The following is a 16,349-nucleotide window of genomic DNA, read 5'->3' as shown; positions in this document are numbered from 1 at the left end:
GCCGCGCCCCGCAGTGCCCGCTTCCCCCGAGAACAATTATCAGTGCAGGTAGATGGCTTGCGATTTTGCGAAAATAGCGAGTGTGGTTGGGATTTTCGTTTTTATCGTAGTAAACTAGCATAGTTTTTAAATGGCACCATATTGGCAACAGCCCCTGATCCCCCGGGGACGGAGGAAAACGGACCACTTTGCTCTTGCAAGGCCCCACATAGCGCCGTTTGCCGCTGTGCGCGCCCGCGATTTTTGAGTCGCACCTGTTTTCCTGCGAAAACGCCGTGTCTCAACTTTGGTGAGACATTTGTCTCACGCTCAAAATCGAATCTGGAACGTGTGTCACCTGCCCAAATTGTGTCTCATTCCGTAACTTTAGGCTGATGCAAGGTCAAGCCCGCGAGAAGGGAGACGCGATGAGCAAGCACACGAGGGGTCTCTTGGCGGTGATACTGGCCGTAGTGCTGGTATTGCCAGCCGCAGCATTCGCCATGCTGCCCGAGGCCAACGCCAGATCCAGTACGGGAATGGACGGGCCGATAGTGAGCGGGCCGACGGTCGTCGACCCCGACACCACCGGACGCTGGGAAATCTGGGCGGCCGGCCACAGCGGCAATAAAGTAACGACTCAAAACGTCGGTCGAATCTGGACCGACAAGACGGTCAAGGCAACCGAGGAAAACGAAGAGTCGGACTTCTTGACTACGCTTTCGGCGATGTCCTCGACGTCTAATTCAAAGGTGACGGTTACCACGCCGCTTGACATCGTGATGGTGCTGGATGCCTCTGGCTCGATGAATGATCCTATGGGCGGTGGAGATTCCACCAAGCGTATCGATGCACTGAAGAACGCTGCGAACAGCTTTATCGACACCATCGCCAAACAAAACGAAGGTATCGAGGGTGTCGATAGACAGCATAAGGTTGCCATTGTTAAGTTTGCGGGTGATGAGACCGATAAGGTTGGAAACGACACGTATCGCTCCGGCAGCCATAGCTACAACTATTCGCAGACAATGCAAGGGTTGACGGCGTGCACGGTTGGCGGCGCAAAGGGTCTTAAGGGAACGATCGATTCCATTAAACCTGCTGGCGCCACGCGTGCCGATTATGGTATGAAACAAGCCGAGAAAAACATCAAAACTTCTGGACGCGCGGACGCCAAGAAGATTGTTGTGTTCTTTACCGACGGCAAGCCAACGAGCTACAGCGAGTTTGATTCTGATGTCGCCAACGATGCCGTGACGGCTGCCAAGAACATGAAGGACGGCAAGGCCACCGTTTATACCATTGGCATCTTTAACGGTGCGAACCCCAATGCCAGTGTCCAAGATTCGAAGACAAGCCAAGAGAACAAGTTCATGCAGGCCGTGTCGAGCAACTACCCCAATGCCACGGCATGGAATACTCACGGTGCGCGCGCAGAAAACTCCGAATATTACAAGTCGGCAACCAACGCCGAAGAGCTCAAGAAGGTCTTCGACGACATCTCAAAGGCCATTACGTCGGAAGCACCTCACCCGACCGAAATCCACAAGGGTTACGACGCGACCAAGTCCGGCTACATTACGTTTACCGATGAGCTGGGCGACTTTATGCAGGTCGACGGTTTTATATACAACGGCACGACGTTTGACAAGCCGACAAAGACCGAGGACAACGTCGACACCTACACATTTACGGGTGATGCCGCGAACCTGGTCATCACCGTTCAACATGCCAAAGAGGGCGAGCCTCAGACCGGCGATATCGTAACGGTCAAGATTCCTGCGTCGTTGATTCCGCAGAGCCACTTTAAGAACGAAGACGGCAAGCTTTCGGTCGACAGCGCTCAGCCTATCCGCGTGAAGTACACCTCGAGTGTGAAGAGCGTTGCGCTCGACAACCTGTTTACGCCCGAGAAGGTCACGGGGCTCAAGGATTACATCGAGCATAATACGACCGTCGTTGACGGCGCCAACACCGTGAATTTCTATGCGAACAAGTGGAGTGGCGGCGCGCTGGGCGATACAGTTGCGACCTTTGAGCCGGCCGACACCAACCGCTACTACTACTTCCAGAAGCAGACGCCTATTTACACGGATAAGGAATGCACGAAGCCGGCAACGGGCTCGCTGGCAGATACCGGCACCTATTACTACAAGGATGAGTTTGAGGAGCAGGGCGAGAACGGCGAGGCCAAGCCCGCCACCGCCGTCATCGAGTTTATCGGCGGCGACGCCGCGAAGTTCGACGGCGCGATTGTTCCCGATGAGAACGGTAACTTGGTGTTTACTGTGGGCACCGCACGTCTGGCCTTTATCGATGAGCTCCACACCATCAAGGAGAACAACAAGACCGATACCGCGACCGACGTGCTCAACCCCAAGTGGAACAACACGTCTGCAAAGTTGACCGCGACGCATGTCAACTCCTACCTGGGCAATAACGGCAAGATCAGCTTTGCGTACAACATGACGCCGGCAACGGTGGACACCAAGGCCAAGTTTGGTCTGACCAAGGTGCTCGAGGGCCGCGACTGGAGGGATACGGACAGGTTTGAGTTTGGTCTGACGTCCGAGGGCAACGCCCCAATGCCCGAGTTCGCGACTGTGCCCGTGACCAAGGGCGATCTGGATGACAAGGGCAAGGCTGCCATTAACTTCGGTACGATCGAATACGCCGAGCCCGGCACGTATGTCTACAAGGTTAGCGAAAAGAACGCCGGGACCACGGTTGACGGCATCACCTACAGCAAGAACGTCGCGGAGATCACCGTGACGGTGACGCCCAACAAGAAGGGCGTGCTCAGCGCTGCCGTGCAGGTGACTTGGAGTGAAGCAGGCGAGAACGAGTTCAAGAACGTTTATACTGCGGAGCCTGTTGAGTCCAGTGTCACCGAACAGATCGCCGTGACCAAGTCCCTGACCGGGCGCGACCTTGCGGAAAGCGAGTTCAGCTTTGAGCTGCGCGAGATCAAGGGTGAGGACTCTGAGCTTATCGAGACCGTTGCGAACGCTGCAGACGGCAAGGTGACGTTCAACCCCATCAAGTACACCGAGATCGGCCAGCACACCTACACGCTGCATGAGGTTAAGGGCAACGCCGGTGGTATTGCCTACGACGAAACGGTCTACACCATCGTTACGACCATCAGCGATAACGGCAAGGGCCAGCTGGTGGCTACGCATGAGCTTAAGGACGCCAAGAACGTCAAGAGCATCGAGTTCAAGAATGCCTACAACGCGACTGCCGCCGAGGCATCGCTTGCGGGCAAGAAGAATCTGCAGGTTCCCGATGGCCTGACCCCGGCCGACATCACCGGCAAGTTCACCTTTACCGTGACCGGCGAAAAGGGCGCGCCTATGCCCGAGCGCACGAGCGTGCACAACGGCGCCGACGGCAAGGTCGACTTTGGCAAGATCACCTTTACGCTCGACGACCTTAACAAGGCTCTGGGCGATAAGCCCGAGAAGCGCGAGCACACCTTTACCTACACCGTGACCGAGTCCGGCGAGGTGGCTGGCGTGACTAACGACGCCAAGCCTTCGCGCACGGTTTCCTTCACCGTGACCGATGACGGCAAGGGTAAGCTGAGCGTATCCCGTAACCCGGACGGCAATGCGGCCTTCACATTCACCAATATCTACGGCGTGAAGCCTGTCGAGTCTCGTGTTACCGACGAGATCGAGGCGACCAAGACCCTGACCGGACGCGACCTCAAGGCCGGCGAGTTCCGCTTCGAGCTCGTCGAGGGCGAGGGCAAGGACGCCAAGGTCGTCGCCACGGGTACCAACGCCGCCGACGGCAAGATCACGATGAGCGAGATCGCCTACACCGAGGCCGGCAAGCACACCTACACGCTGCGCGAGGTCCCGGGCGACGCCGGCAACGGCATCACCTACGACGACAAGACCTACACCATCGAGACCACCATCACCGACAACGGCGACGGCACGCTCAAGGCCGAGCATGTCCTGAAGGGCGACGCCACGGCTGCAACCTTCAAGAACACCTACAGCGTGACCCCGCTCGAGACCGAGGTCGACTTTGACCTGAGCAAGGCTATCGACGGCCGCGACTGGACGGATACGGACGAGTTCAGCTTTACCATCAGCCCCGCCGAGGGCACCGACGCCCCGCTGCCCGACCCTGCAACCGTGACCGTGAGCAAGAAGAACGCGGACGACAATGGTATCGCCGCCATCAAGTTCGGCAAGATTCGCTACACGGCTGCCGGAACCTATAAGTACGAGATCCGCGAGAACGCGGGCAACGCGGCCGGCATGACGTATGACGAGCATGCCGCGACCGCCGAGGTGACCGTGACTGAGGACGGCGAGGGCAAGCTGATCGCCAATGTCACCAAGAAGGAAAACGGACGCTTCACCAACACGTACCGCACTGAGCTTAACTACACCGCGGCCGGCGGCCTCAAGCTCAGCAAGAGCCTCTCCGGACGTCCCATGACTGAGGGTCAGTTCACCTTTACCGTGACGCCCGCCGACGAGGCTTCGGCCAACGCGCTTGGCCTGCTGCCCGGAGCCAACAACTTCAAGTCCCCTGCAACGGCAGAGGCGACGGTCGGTCTGATTGACATTCTGGCTGGCCATGAGGTCAAGTTTACGCAGGCCGACGCCGGCAAGACCTTCACGTACGCCGTGGCCGAGAAGAATGACGGCAAGCCCGGTTACACCTACGATGACGCCGTCCGCACCGTGACGATTGCTATCGCCGATGACGGCGCCGGTACGCTTACCGCCACGACGACCGTCTCCGGCGGTCCCGAGGGTACGCATACGACGGTCCACAAGAGCGGTGAGAACAAGGTCGAGAGTGCCCTGGTCCCGTTCCACAACAGCTACAGCGCTACGACCAATACGCCTGGTGGTACCGCTGCTCAGGTTGTCGCCACCAAGACCCTGACCGGTCGTCCGATGGCCGACGGCGAGTTCTGGTTCGGCATTGCCTATCAGGGCGAGCTTGTGGGCTACGAAAACCTCAAGCCTAATATCGGCGGGCATGTGAGCTTTGATGCGCTGCACTACGACACCGAGATGCTTGCCAATCTTGAGGCGGCTGGGCTTGCCCATCGTACCGACAAGGACGGTAAGCTCGCTTGGACCATTAACTACACGGCCTACGAAGATTTATTCGGGCTGCCGAATGGCGTTTCCGCTACAACGTGGAGCTTTGGCTTTAAGGTTATCGTTGTCGACAACGGTGACGGTACCCTGACGGCAACGGTCGACTACGGTGGCGTCGAGCCCTTGTTCGAAAACGTCTACGGCGCCGAGGCCGTGGATGCCGCACTCATCGGCACCAAGAAGCTCCAGGCAGCCGAGGGCCTGGCCCCGGCCGACATCGCGGGTAAGTTTACCTTTACCGTGACCGCTGACGAGGCGGGTGCCCCGATGCCCGAGCGCACGACCGCAACCAACGACGCGGCCGGCAACGTGGACTTTGGCAAGATCCACTTTACGCTCGAGGACCTCAACCGCGCCCTGGGCGTGACGGACGATGCGACCGATAAGGCCGAGGCAGACGAAGCTGACGAGGCTGAGGCCGACGAGGCAGAGGCTGAAGAGGCCGACGCCGACGCTGATGCCAACGCCGACGAGCCCAGCGACGAGTCCGAGCCCGCAGATCCCGCTGCCCCGCGCTCGCACACCTTTACCTACACGGTGGCCGAGTCCGGTAGCGCCCCTGGCGTGACCAACGACACCAACGCCACGCGCAAGGTTTCCTACACCGTGACCGATGACGGTGCCGGACATCTGATCGTCAAGCGCGACGGCGGCGACGGTGCGGCCTTTACGTTCACCAACACGTACGGCGTGGCACCTACCGATTCTTCCGTGACCGATCAGGTCAAGACGGTTAAGCGTCTGACCGGCCGCGACCTTGCAGCTGGCGAGTTCACGTTTGAGCTGCTCGAGGACGGTGTGGTTGTCGCTAGCGGTACCAACGACGTCAACGGTAACGTTACGCTGAGCCCGATCCGCTACGAGGCACCCGGCACGCACACGTACATGCTGCGCGAGGCTTGCCCCAACGCGCTCGGCCTGTACAAGGGCGTCACCTATGACGGCACGACCTACACCGTCGTGACCACCGTCTCCGACAACGGCGACGGCACGCTGACCGCGACGCACAAGCTCGAGGGAACCACCGAGTCGGCTGGCTTTACCAACAAGTATCACGCCATGCCTACGCAGGTTTCCATCGGCGCGGTCAAGGTGCTCGAGGGACGCGAGCTCAAGAAGGACGAGTTTAGCTTTAAGCTCGTTGGCGAGGACATCGAGTCCACCGTCACCAACGATGCCGACGGCAAGATCAACTTCGACAAGTTCGAGTACGACGAGCCTGGTACGTACGTCTACACCATCAGCGAGGTCAAGGGCGACGAGGCCGGTATGACCTACGACAAGTCCGTCTTTACCGCGACCGTCAACGTGGCCGATGACGGCGAGGGTAACCTCAAGGCGAATGTCGCCTTTGCCAAGGGCGATAAGAGCGTCGAGGGTATCGTGTTCAACAACACGTACAAGAAGCCCGAGACGCCCGTGCCGACGCCCGATCCCGGCACGCCCAAGACCGTGACGAACATCGTCAAGACGGTCAAGGGTTTCCTGCCCACCACAGGCGACCAGCAGGCTGCCGCTCTGCTTATGGCATTTGTCATCGCCATGGCCGGTGTCGGTGCCCTGGTCTGGGGTATCCGTAAGCGTTAGGCACGCTGGTAGCGCCCGGGGCCAAAAGGCCCCGGGCGGCCGGCGGGGAGCCAGAAATGTAGCCCCCACCCCACCCCCAGCCGCCACGGAGGCATCTCCCTCCTCCGTGGCGGCATTTTTGTGCGTGGGGGAGGTGGGTGCGCCACGAAATCGGCCCATCTACTACGTTTGGCCCCTTACCTCCAACCATGCCAAAAAACGCCAAAACATAACCGCAGGTAGAACGCCTGCGGTTATGCTCAAAACGAAGGTATGGTCAGGGGTGTCGAGTCAAACGTAGTAGATGGGCCGGTTTCGTGGCGCGCGGTTCCGGCTGATCCCTTGGGGGCGGAGGAAAACGGATCATTTTGGTCCCGTGAGGCTGGCGGAGGCACTCGTGCAGGGCCGCCCGAACAAAACTATGCCGGTTTACGGGGCTGAGTTACGAGTCTCCAACCATGCCGATATTCGTGAAAATAAAACCGCAGGTAGACGAGCCGTCATTTTGCAGAAAACGCGGGTATGGATGGGGGTCCTGAGTTTGGCCCCGTAAACCGGCATAGTTTTGAAATGGCCTTAAATCGGTAGCAGCCATTTTGCTATGCCGGAACGGTCGGTCTTCGGGCAACTACCCTCGCAGGTAGGCGATAGCGATCTGCGTGCGGTTGCGCAGGCCCATCTTTGCCAGGATTGAGCTGATGTGGTTGCGCACGGTGCCTTCGCCCATGTAGGCGGTGGCGGCGATCTCTTTGTTGTCGAGGCCGCGGGCGATGAGTTCGGCGACTTCGAACTCGCGGTCGGTCAGGCTGGCGAAGGCTGCGGGCCGGCGGGGCGTGCCCGCCTCGACGTCCGTTCCGTCAAAATCGATGTCCTCGATCGCCTTGCCCTCGAGCACGCGCTTGCCAGCCATGACCTGCGCCAACGCTGGTGGAATGGCGGCGACATCGGTTTTAATCAGGTAGCCGCGGGCGCCCAGTTTAAGCGCCGACACAATGTACTCGTCATCCGAGAATGTCGTCAAAAACACCACGCGTGCCGTGGGTTCGTGCTCAAGGATCTCGCGTGCCGCCGATAGGCCGTCGCGTTCCGGCATCTGAATGTCGAGCAGCGCGATATCGGGTGCGTGTTCGGCATAGAGCGAAACCGCGTCGTTGCCGTTGGCGCCGGTACCCACTACCTCGATCTGCGGCTGGGCGCCCAGGATAATCTTGAGCGAATCGACCACTAAGCGGTCGTCGTCGACAACGATGAGCCTCATCGGTCCTCATCTCCTTGCTGTTTGGGGACGGTGGCAAACACGCGCCAGCCGGGGGCGCCGGCGCGCAGGCCGGCGGTGAAGGTTCCGCCAAGCGCCTCGACGCGCTCGCGCATGGAGGCGAGCCCCATGCCTTCTACGACGTTGCTGCTGCTCGCCGGGGTCGCGTCCGCGCCATCATCGGTAACGATGAGCTGGTAAAACGACGGATGCTCCATGCATCGTACGGTGACGGTCTGGGCGCAAGCGTGGCGCATGGCGTTGGAAAGCGCCTCGCGCAGGACCGCCGCAAAACAGTTGGCGACGTTTGCGGGTGCATGCTCGGCCAAAACTTCAAGCTCAATCTGCGGGCCGCCGTCCGAGCGCGCGCCTTCAACAATGCGTTCGAGCTGCACGGAAAGGTCGACGGCGTTGTCGTTGAGCGCGTGGACGCTGGTGCGCACAAGCTGGAGCGCCTCGTCAACCGTGCGTTTGACGTCGGCGAAATCGGCGGCAACCCTGGGCTCGTCGGCGTGGACCACGCGTAGGGCTTCGGCCTGCAGTGAGGCGCGCGTGAGCTGGTGCCCGACGTTATCGTGGATCTCGCGCGCGATGCGGGCGCGTTCGGCGAGCGTCGCGAGCTCGACTTCGTAGTCCTGGCGGTCGGCAAGGTCACGGTTGCGCGCTTCGAGCGCGAGGGCTCGTTCTTGCAGCTCGTCGCGGGTACGGCGCATGCGCTGCTGTTCGCGCTCCAACTGGGCGGTACGTAGCGATAGCAAGGTGGCGGCAACCGAAAGGATAGCGGTCAGCAGGAGCGTTCGGGTGGTGAGCGCGCCGCCGCGAAGGTCCGCGGCAAGCGCGCAGACAAACACGGCGCCAATCGCCAGCGCGGGCCAGATGCGTTCACGGCGCACGCGTCGCGCGATGTCATAGAGGGCGAGAGGCGCAAACGGCACAAACGTCGGCACGAAGACAGCCGCGATGATGTAAGCGTAACTTGCGGTCTCGCTCGCACGGCGGGCGCGGTTTCCCTGTGCGACCTCGGCCAGCGAGGTGGCAATAACGCCAAGGCAAAACGCCGCGACCAGGCGAGCGTCCACAGCAAGACCCATGGCGGCCGCAATACAGCACGCCAGCACGATCGATTTGTCGAAAAGCCTGTTCATACGGGTATTGTACGCGAAGCTGCGCGTGGTGGAGGGGGCCGCCTGCGCAACCGTGACATTCCTCCCGCGCGGCAAAGCGGGGGCGTCGGCGGGCCGCGCGACCGAGCCCCCGCACTCGTGACAAAGCTCACTGGTGCGCGCCGTCCGCTCCTGCGATGATGCAATCGTACCGGGCCGCAAGCAACAGAAGGGCCGCCTCATGACAGATATCGTCCACGTCGAAAACCTCGTCAAGCGCTATGACGACCTTATTGCGCTCGACCACTTTAACCTGAGCATCGCCCCCGGCGAGATCTTTGGCCTGCTGGGCCCCAACGGCTCGGGCAAGACCACGTCCATCAACTGCATTTTGCAGCTGCTTGCCTACGACAAAGGCACCATCGAGCTGTTCGGCGAACCCATGACGCCCGCCCGCTACGACCTCAAGCGCCGCATCGGCGTGGTGCCGCAGCAGGTGGCGGTATTCGACGAGCTCACGGTGCGCGAGAACATCGACTATTTCTGCAGTCTCTACGTCAACGACCGCAAGCGCCGCCGCGCGCTGGTGGACGAGGCGATCGACTTTGTCGGCTTGGGCGACTTTACGAAGTTCCGCCCCGGCAAGCTCTCGGGCGGCCTGGCGCGTCGCCTCAACATCGCCTGCGGCATCGCGCACAAGCCCGAGCTCATCTTCTTTGACGAGCCCACGGTGGCGGTCGACCCGCAGAGTCGCAACGCCATCCTGGAGGGCATCTGCCGCCTGCGCGACGAGGGCGCCACGGTGGTGTATACCAGCCATTATATGGAGGAAGTCGAGCAGATCTGCAGCCGCATCATGATCATGGACGGCGGGCGCGTGCTGGCGCAGGGCACCAACGACGAACTCAAGCGCATGATTCAGATGGGCGAGAAGATCGTGATCGAGGTCGGCGAGGTGCCGAGCGCGGCGCTCGGTGCCGTCGCGAGCCTGCCACATGTCCTGGACCTGTCGGCGACGGCGGGCCAGCTCACGTTTTCGTGCGAGGCGAGCCCGCATAGCCTGACGGACATTCTCGATGCGCTGCGCTCGCATGACGTGGCGCTTGGCCGCATTTATTCCGAGCCGCCGACCCTCAATGACGTGTTCCTCGAGATCACCGGCCGCGAGCTGCGCGACTAGGGGGCAGTCATGTTCAAAACCATCATCACCACGGTCAAGACGCTGCTGCGCCGGCCGAGCACGTGGGTTTGGGGCGCTGTCTTTCCCGTCGCGCTTTCCACGATGTTCATGTTTATGTTTGCGAACCTCAGCTCCGACGGCACGGTCGACCCGGTGCCGGTTGCTGTCGTGGCGGATGAGGCTTGGGACGCCTCGACCTTTAAGGACGTGGCGACGTCGCTTGCCCAGGAAGGCGACGACCGGCTGCTCGAGATCCACGAGTGCGATGACGCAGCCGATGCGAACCGTGCGCTTAAGGCCGGCGAGGTTGCGGGCATCTATACGGTCGACGATGCGGGCACGCCCAAGCTCACGCTGCTATCGAGCTACGACAGCTCGCGTGCCTCATCGGTGCTCACCGACCGCAGCATTCTGGAGACGGTGGCAAGCTCGTATACACAAAATGCCGAGCTCATGTCCCAGATTGCCCAGGACAACCCGGCGGCGCTCGCCGACTCGGAGGCGGTTGCGCGCGCCCTGTCGCTCGAGGGCGGCACCCGCCGCGTAAGCCTGACACGCACCACGCCCGATGGCACGGTCATCTACTACTACGCGCTCTTTGGTCTGGTGGCGATGATGTCTGCCGAGTTTGCCGCCTTGAGCGTCGTCGATCTGCAGCCCAATCTGTCGGGCCTCGGCGCGCGTCGCTGCGTGGGCGGCCTTTCCAAGACGGCGTCGCTGGCCGGCATCTTTGTCGGCTCGTGGCTGGTTTCCTTCGCCTCGATGGCAATCGCAATCGGCTACGTGCGCCTGGTCGTGGGCGTCGACTTTGGCGGGCGCGAGGGGCTGTGTCTGGTGGGCGGCGCCGCTTCCGCGCTTGCCGCCACGGGCCTGGGACTCTTTGTGGGCACGCTTCCCGTTAAGGGCGGCAAGGCGTCCAAGTCTGGCATCCTCACGGGCTTTGCCACCACGTGCGCCCTGTTCGCCGGCCTCTACGGCGAGCCGGCGATGGCGCTTGCCGACGACGTCGCCCGCGCCTGCCCGGCCGAGTGCTGGCTCAACCCCGTCAAGCTCATCTGCGACATGTTCAACCGCCTGTATTTCTTTGAGAACCTGGGCCCCTTTGTCGTTCGCGCCGGCGCGCTGGTCCTTATGGCGCTGCTGTTCGTTGCCGCCGCCACGCTGACCTTTGGAAGGAGCCGCTATGAGCACCTTTAAGACTGCGCTTCGCATGGCGCTGGCGCACCCGTTCTACCTGCTCATCTATACGGTGTTCATCTCGCTCATGGGCGTATTCATCGCGGCATCGGTGAGCTGGAACTCGTCGCAGCTCACCGAGTACGAGCCCTACGATGCCAACGTGATCGTGGTCGACCGCGACGACAGCGACCTTTCGCATGCGCTCACCAAGCACCTGGGGTCGCGCTTTGAGTTGGTCACGGGCGTCGGCGACGATACCTACGATCTTGCGGACGCGCTCTCCAAGAGCAACAGCGCCAAGGGTAGCGCCGACTGCGTGTTCTTTATCCCGGAGGGGTTTGAGAACGACCTGGTCGCGGCCGCCCGCGCGGGGGAGGCCCTGCCCAAGCTCGATGTGACCTACGGTGCCGGCACCATGGCGGCGGCGCTTTCGTCTGCTGAGGCCTCGCGCTGGATTTCGCTCGCGGGCGCTGCAGCGGCCCTAGAGCCCGCCGCCTCTAATGGTAGCGTCGCCAAGGCCGCCGAGCATGCCGCCGCCAAGCGCGCCGAGGTCCAGATTGAGCAGGTCAAGGTTGGTTCGACTGCCGCCGCCATGCTCAAGTCGTATTTCAACTTTGGCGCGTACGCGATTATCTCGTCGGTCATCGTATCGGTGGGGCTGGTGTTCTCGGGCATGAACGAGCCCGAGCGCGTGCGTCGTATGGATGCCGGCCCAATCTCCGAGCGCCGGCGTTCGCTCGCCGTGTTTGCGGCCGCCACTGTGATCACCGTCTGCATCTGGTTTGTGTCGAGCATGATGGGCGTCGTGGGCTTTGCCGGCGCGGTTGCCGAGGTCGGCGTGGGTCGTGTGTGCCTGGCGCTGGCGGCGACGTTTGCCCTGGCGTGCACGCCTCTGGCCGTTGGCTTTGCCCTTTCGAGCCTGGGTGCGCGTGAGGAGCTGCTCAACGGTGTGGGCAACCTGCTCGGCATGCTCATGACGTTTTTGGGCGGCGCCTGGATGCCGCTGTCGCTGATGGACCCAGCCGTGCAGACCGCGGCGCATTTTGTGCCGACGTATTGGGTGAACGACGCGATTGGCAAGGCGCTCGCCGCGGACCTGACGTCCACCGTGCTGGGCGACATCGCTTGCGATCTGGGCGTCACAGTGCTCTTTGCCGCGGCCATCGCCGCCGTAGGCCTAGCCCTCGCCCACAACAAATCCCACGCCTAGACACCTACTCATTGGGGACAGACTTAAACGACCAAAAGTATTCATTGGGGACAGACTTAAATGACTAGCCATCGGGGGCAGATAAGGAACGTCCCCAACTGCCGGGTGGCGAAAGAGCGTCCCTTGTGACTGGTCATTTAAGAACGTCCCCAATGACTAGTCTGAAACAAATCCCCACTCTCGCCCCAAAATAGTTCGCCAAGGTTTACTATTACGTTCATAAAGTAGTACTAGGATAACAATGGGGGATACCATGGCAACGCAGGAAGCCTACGTCCAGGTTAAGGATCTCAAAAAGCACTACGGCGACGGTGATGCGCGCCTGACGGTACTCGATGGCATCGACACGTCCATCAACCGAGGCGAGATCTGCGTCATGCTGGGGCCCTCGGGCTCGGGCAAGTCGACGTTTCTTAACCTGATCGGCGGCCTGGAGGATGCCGACGCTGGCTCTATTTTGGTGGACGGCTGCGACCTCACGGTGCTCAAACCTACCGACCTGGGCGAGTATCGCCGCCGTGAGCTGGGCTTTGTCTTCCAGTTCTACAACCTGGTGCCCGATCTCACCATCAAGGAAAACATCGAGGTCACGGCACACCTGTCCAAAAAGCCGCTCAACATCGATGACCTGCTGCGTTCGCTGGGTCTCTACGAGCACCGCAACAAGTTCCCGCGCCAGGTTTCGGGCGGCCAGCAGCAGCGCTGCGCCATCGGCCGTGCGCTCGTCAAAAACCCGGGCCTGCTGCTGTGCGACGAGCCCACCGGTGCGCTCGACTATAAGACGTCCAAGGAAATCTTGCAGCTCATGGAGGATGTCAACCGCACCTACGGCTGCACCATCATCATCGTCACGCACAACGCCGCCATCGCCCGCATGGCCAACCGCGTGCTGCGCCTGCGCGACGGACGCATCGTCGAGGATGAGCTCAACGAGTCGCCCGTTGCGGCCGCCGAGCTCGATTGGTAGGCGGCGCCATGACACCTCTCGCAAAACGTCTCCCGCGCGAGCTGCGCCGCAATATCGGCAAGTACCTGGGCATCTTTTTGCTTATGTGCGGAAGCATCGCTCTCACCTCGGGCTTTTTGCTCGCGGCGCATTCCATCGGTTGCCTTATCGACGACATGCGCGATGCGTACACGATTGAGGACGGCCGCGTGACCACCTCCTTCGAGGCCACCAAAGACGAGCTCAAGGCCGCCGAGGACGCGGCCGACGACGTCGGCGGCGTCACGCTCTACAAGAATTTCTCCATCGACGCCATCATCAAAAAGACCGCCGGCGACGACGGCACCAAGCGCACGCTGCGCACCTATGCGCACCGCACCAAGGTCGATATCGCGTCCTACTGTGAGGGCAAGGAGCCCAAGACGGACGATGAGGTAGCCATCGACCGTGTCTTCGCCACCAACAACGACCTCGCCGTGGGCGATAAGGTTGAGCTTGAGGGTCGCGCCTACATCATCTGCGGCATCATGACCCAGCCCGATAGCCAGGCGCTGTTCCTCAACAATTCGGACTTTACGGTGAACACCATCACGTACGGCGTGGCCGAGGTCACCGATGGCGGCTTTGCCGCGCTCGAAGATGCCGGCGGCGCACCCGCCTACACCTACTCCTTCACCTTTACCGATCGCGACCTCCCCACCGCGGACCGCATCGACGCCGAGCAAGATATGGTCGAGGCACTGACCGACGCCGATGCGCGCGTGGACGATCTGATCGACGCCGATTCCAATCAGGGCATTGGCTATGCGCGCGATGACGTGGACGGCGACTCTATGATGTGGATGACGCTGCTCGACATCATCATCGTGATCATGGCGTTCGTCTTTGTGGTCCTTACCGACGCCACCATCGAGGAGGAGAGCGCCATCATCGGCACGCTGCTCGCCAGCGGCTATCGTCGACGCGAGATCGTGCTGCACTACCTTGCGCTTCCCGCTATCGTGGGCGTGGTCGCGGCGCTTTTGGGCACTGCGCTCGGCGTTGTGTTCTTTACCGAGCCCATGCGCAGTCTCTATTACGGTTCGTACAGCCTGCCGCCCTTCCAGGTGTACTGGAGCTGGGAGATCTTTGTGAAGTGCGCCGTGGTTCCCGCCGCCGCGCTCATCCTCATCACGCTGGTGGGCCTGCTTCGCAAGATGGGCAAGACGCCGTTGCAGTTCCTCCGTCACGAGGCGGGCGGCAAGTCGGGCACCAAGCGCGGCCTGCAGCTGCCGGAGCGCATGGGCTTTGTCTCGCGCTTCCGCCTGCGCATCTTCCTGCGTAATCTGGGCAACTTCGCCACGCTTTTCGTGGGCATTGCGTTTGCCTCGCTGCTACTGCTCTTTGGCCTGGCGATTCTGCCCACGATGACGCACTATGCGGACAACCTCGAGACAAGCCTGGTCGCCGAGCACCAGTACACGCTCAAGGCGCCGCTGGAGCTCGAGGGCACTGCCGAGGAGCGCGAGCAGTGGTCGGCACTCGAGCGCTTGCAGTCGGTTGACGGCGCGCTGCTTTCCGCCGCTCAGGATGCCGATGACGAGCTTGACGACGCGGCCGATGCTGCGCAGGCGGCAGCCGATGCCGCGACCGCATCTCCGTCTGCCGAGAGCCTGACCGCAGCGCAGGATGCGCTTGCCAAGGTCCAGGACAAGAAGGGTGCGCTCTACGCGCGCCTCGATGACCTTGCCGATGCTCTCGGCTGTGACCGCGACGAGGCTATCGACCTGATCGACAAGGCCTCTAAGATCGACACCGACAACGACGACATTCACCCGGTTAACACGACCGATAACGGTGCAGACAAGATTGCGCAGACCGAGAAATATGCCGTTTACCAGCTGCAATACGACCGCGGCGATGGTAATGGCGAGGAGACGATTTCTGTCTACGGCATCTCGCCCGATTCGCGCTATTGGAAAGACCTCAACGTCGGCGACGGCCGTGTCGTCTTTGGCGGCGGCCTACTCGACAAGTTTGGCTGGAACGAGGGGCAGAAGGTTAAGCTTCGCGACAAGTACGAGGGCAAGAATTATTCCATTGAGTACGCGGGCAAGGACTGTGCCTGGGGCTCCAAGTCGGACATGAATATCTATATGAGTATCGACGACTTTAACGAGCTGTTCGGCAACGACGCCGCCTACTTTAACGGCTATGTGAGCGACGAGAAGCTCGACCTCGATGCTCGCTACTTTGCCGGCGACACCACGCCCGACGACATGCGGGCCGTGGGCGACCAGTTCATCGGCATGATGAGCAAAATGATCGGAATGATGATCGGGCTCGCGGTGTTTATCTTCCTGCTGTTTATGTACCTGCTGACCAAGGCGGTGATCGACCACAGCGCCCGTTCGATCAGCTACATGAAAGTCTTTGGCTATCGCGATAGCGAGATCTCGCATCTGTACATCCGCTCGATCACGCTGTGCGTGGCGGCGTCGCTCGTGCTGAGCCTGCCGGTCATTATTGGCTCGCTCACGGCCATCTTCCGCTCGATGCTGCTCGCCTACAACGGCAATATCGAGATCTACGTGCCCGCCTGGTCTATGGCTGCATGCGTCGGCATTGGCTTTGCGACCTACCTGGTCGTGGCGCTGCTGCACATGCGTTCCATCAAACGTGTGGGCCTGGCCGAAGCTCTCAAGGTGCAGGAGTAGTCATCGGGGACAGTCTTTGCCGATTCGCCGGCTCGTCGGCTGTGCTGGCAAGGACTGTCCCCAGCTGCCGGCAGGAAAGGAATGTCCCTAGCTGCCA

Annotated in this window: 8 protein-coding genes; 6 read left to right on the top strand and 2 right to left on the bottom strand. The window is 61.3% G+C overall.

Annotation, left to right across the window (positions count from 1 at the left end; translation table 11 throughout):
- Window positions 1-407 precede the first annotated feature (407 nt).
- Window positions 408-6,704: a Spy0128 family protein gene (locus I2D41_RS05545; protein WP_195363823.1), complete on the top strand. Its 6,297-nt coding sequence runs from the start codon at window positions 408-410 to the stop codon at window positions 6,702-6,704.
- A gap of 607 nt (window positions 6,705-7,311) precedes the next feature.
- Here I2D41_RS05545 and I2D41_RS05540 read toward each other — a convergent pair.
- The gene (locus I2D41_RS05540; protein ID WP_055310726.1) at window positions 7,312-7,941 is read right to left on the bottom strand and encodes a response regulator; all 630 of its coding nucleotides are present in this window, start codon (window positions 7,939-7,941) and stop codon (window positions 7,312-7,314) included.
- Complete coding sequence (locus I2D41_RS05535) at window positions 7,938-9,083, bottom strand: sensor histidine kinase (RefSeq protein WP_195363822.1); 1,146 nt, start codon at window positions 9,081-9,083, stop codon at window positions 7,938-7,940. Before I2D41_RS05535 ends, I2D41_RS05540 begins: the two co-directional genes overlap by 4 nt.
- A gap of 199 nt (window positions 9,084-9,282) precedes the next feature.
- Here I2D41_RS05535 and I2D41_RS05530 point away from each other — a divergent pair, with 199 nt between their 5' ends.
- The 5 genes from I2D41_RS05530 to I2D41_RS05510 all read left to right on the top strand — a co-directional run bounded on the left by I2D41_RS05530 (window position 9,283) and on the right by I2D41_RS05510 (window position 16,252).
- Window positions 9,283-10,221, top strand: coding sequence for an ABC transporter ATP-binding protein (locus I2D41_RS05530; RefSeq protein ID WP_195233013.1), 939 nt, complete (start codon window positions 9,283-9,285; stop codon window positions 10,219-10,221).
- A 9-nt stretch (window positions 10,222-10,230) separates the two neighbouring features.
- Entirely contained in the window at window positions 10,231-11,418 is a 1,188-nt protein-coding gene (locus I2D41_RS05525; protein ID WP_195363821.1) for an ABC transporter permease, read from the top strand.
- Entirely contained in the window at window positions 11,405-12,610 is a 1,206-nt protein-coding gene (locus I2D41_RS05520) for an ABC transporter permease (RefSeq protein WP_195363820.1), read from the top strand. Before I2D41_RS05525 ends, I2D41_RS05520 begins: the two co-directional genes overlap by 14 nt.
- 253 nt (window positions 12,611-12,863) lie before the next feature.
- Window positions 12,864-13,577 carry an ABC transporter ATP-binding protein gene (locus I2D41_RS05515; protein ID WP_040359674.1) on the top strand — a complete coding sequence of 238 codons (714 nt, stop codon included), beginning with the start codon at window positions 12,864-12,866 and terminating at the stop codon, window positions 13,575-13,577.
- A gap of 8 nt (window positions 13,578-13,585) precedes the next feature.
- Window positions 13,586-16,252 carry an ABC transporter permease gene (locus tag I2D41_RS05510; RefSeq protein ID WP_195363819.1) on the top strand — a complete coding sequence of 889 codons (2,667 nt, stop codon included), beginning with the start codon at window positions 13,586-13,588 and terminating at the stop codon, window positions 16,250-16,252.
- Window positions 16,253-16,349 lie beyond the last annotated feature (97 nt).

Source organism: Collinsella aerofaciens, assembly GCF_015552075.1.
In the GTDB taxonomy this organism is placed as follows: domain Bacteria; phylum Actinomycetota; class Coriobacteriia; order Coriobacteriales; family Coriobacteriaceae; genus Collinsella; species Collinsella aerofaciens_Y.
This window is presented reverse-complemented; position numbering and strand designations above follow the sequence as displayed.

Excerpts from the sequence above, each read along its gene's own strand:
- I2D41_RS05545 (WP_195363823.1), top strand. The coding sequence starts at position 408 with ATGAGCAAGCACACGAGGGGTCTCTTGGCGGTGATACTGGCCGTAGTG.
- I2D41_RS05540 (WP_055310726.1), bottom strand. The coding sequence starts at position 7,941 with ATGAGGCTCATCGTTGTCGACGACGACCGCTTAGTGGTCGATTCGCTC.
- I2D41_RS05510 (WP_195363819.1), top strand. The coding sequence starts at position 13,586 with ATGACACCTCTCGCAAAACGTCTCCCGCGCGAGCTGCGCCGCAATATC.
- I2D41_RS05535 (WP_195363822.1), bottom strand. The coding sequence starts at position 9,083 with ATGAACAGGCTTTTCGACAAATCGATCGTGCTGGCGTGCTGTATTGCG.
- I2D41_RS05525 (WP_195363821.1), top strand. The coding sequence starts at position 10,231 with ATGTTCAAAACCATCATCACCACGGTCAAGACGCTGCTGCGCCGGCCG.
- I2D41_RS05520 (WP_195363820.1), top strand. The coding sequence starts at position 11,405 with ATGAGCACCTTTAAGACTGCGCTTCGCATGGCGCTGGCGCACCCGTTC.
- I2D41_RS05530 (WP_195233013.1), top strand. The coding sequence starts at position 9,283 with ATGACAGATATCGTCCACGTCGAAAACCTCGTCAAGCGCTATGACGAC.
- I2D41_RS05515 (WP_040359674.1), top strand. The coding sequence starts at position 12,864 with ATGGCAACGCAGGAAGCCTACGTCCAGGTTAAGGATCTCAAAAAGCAC.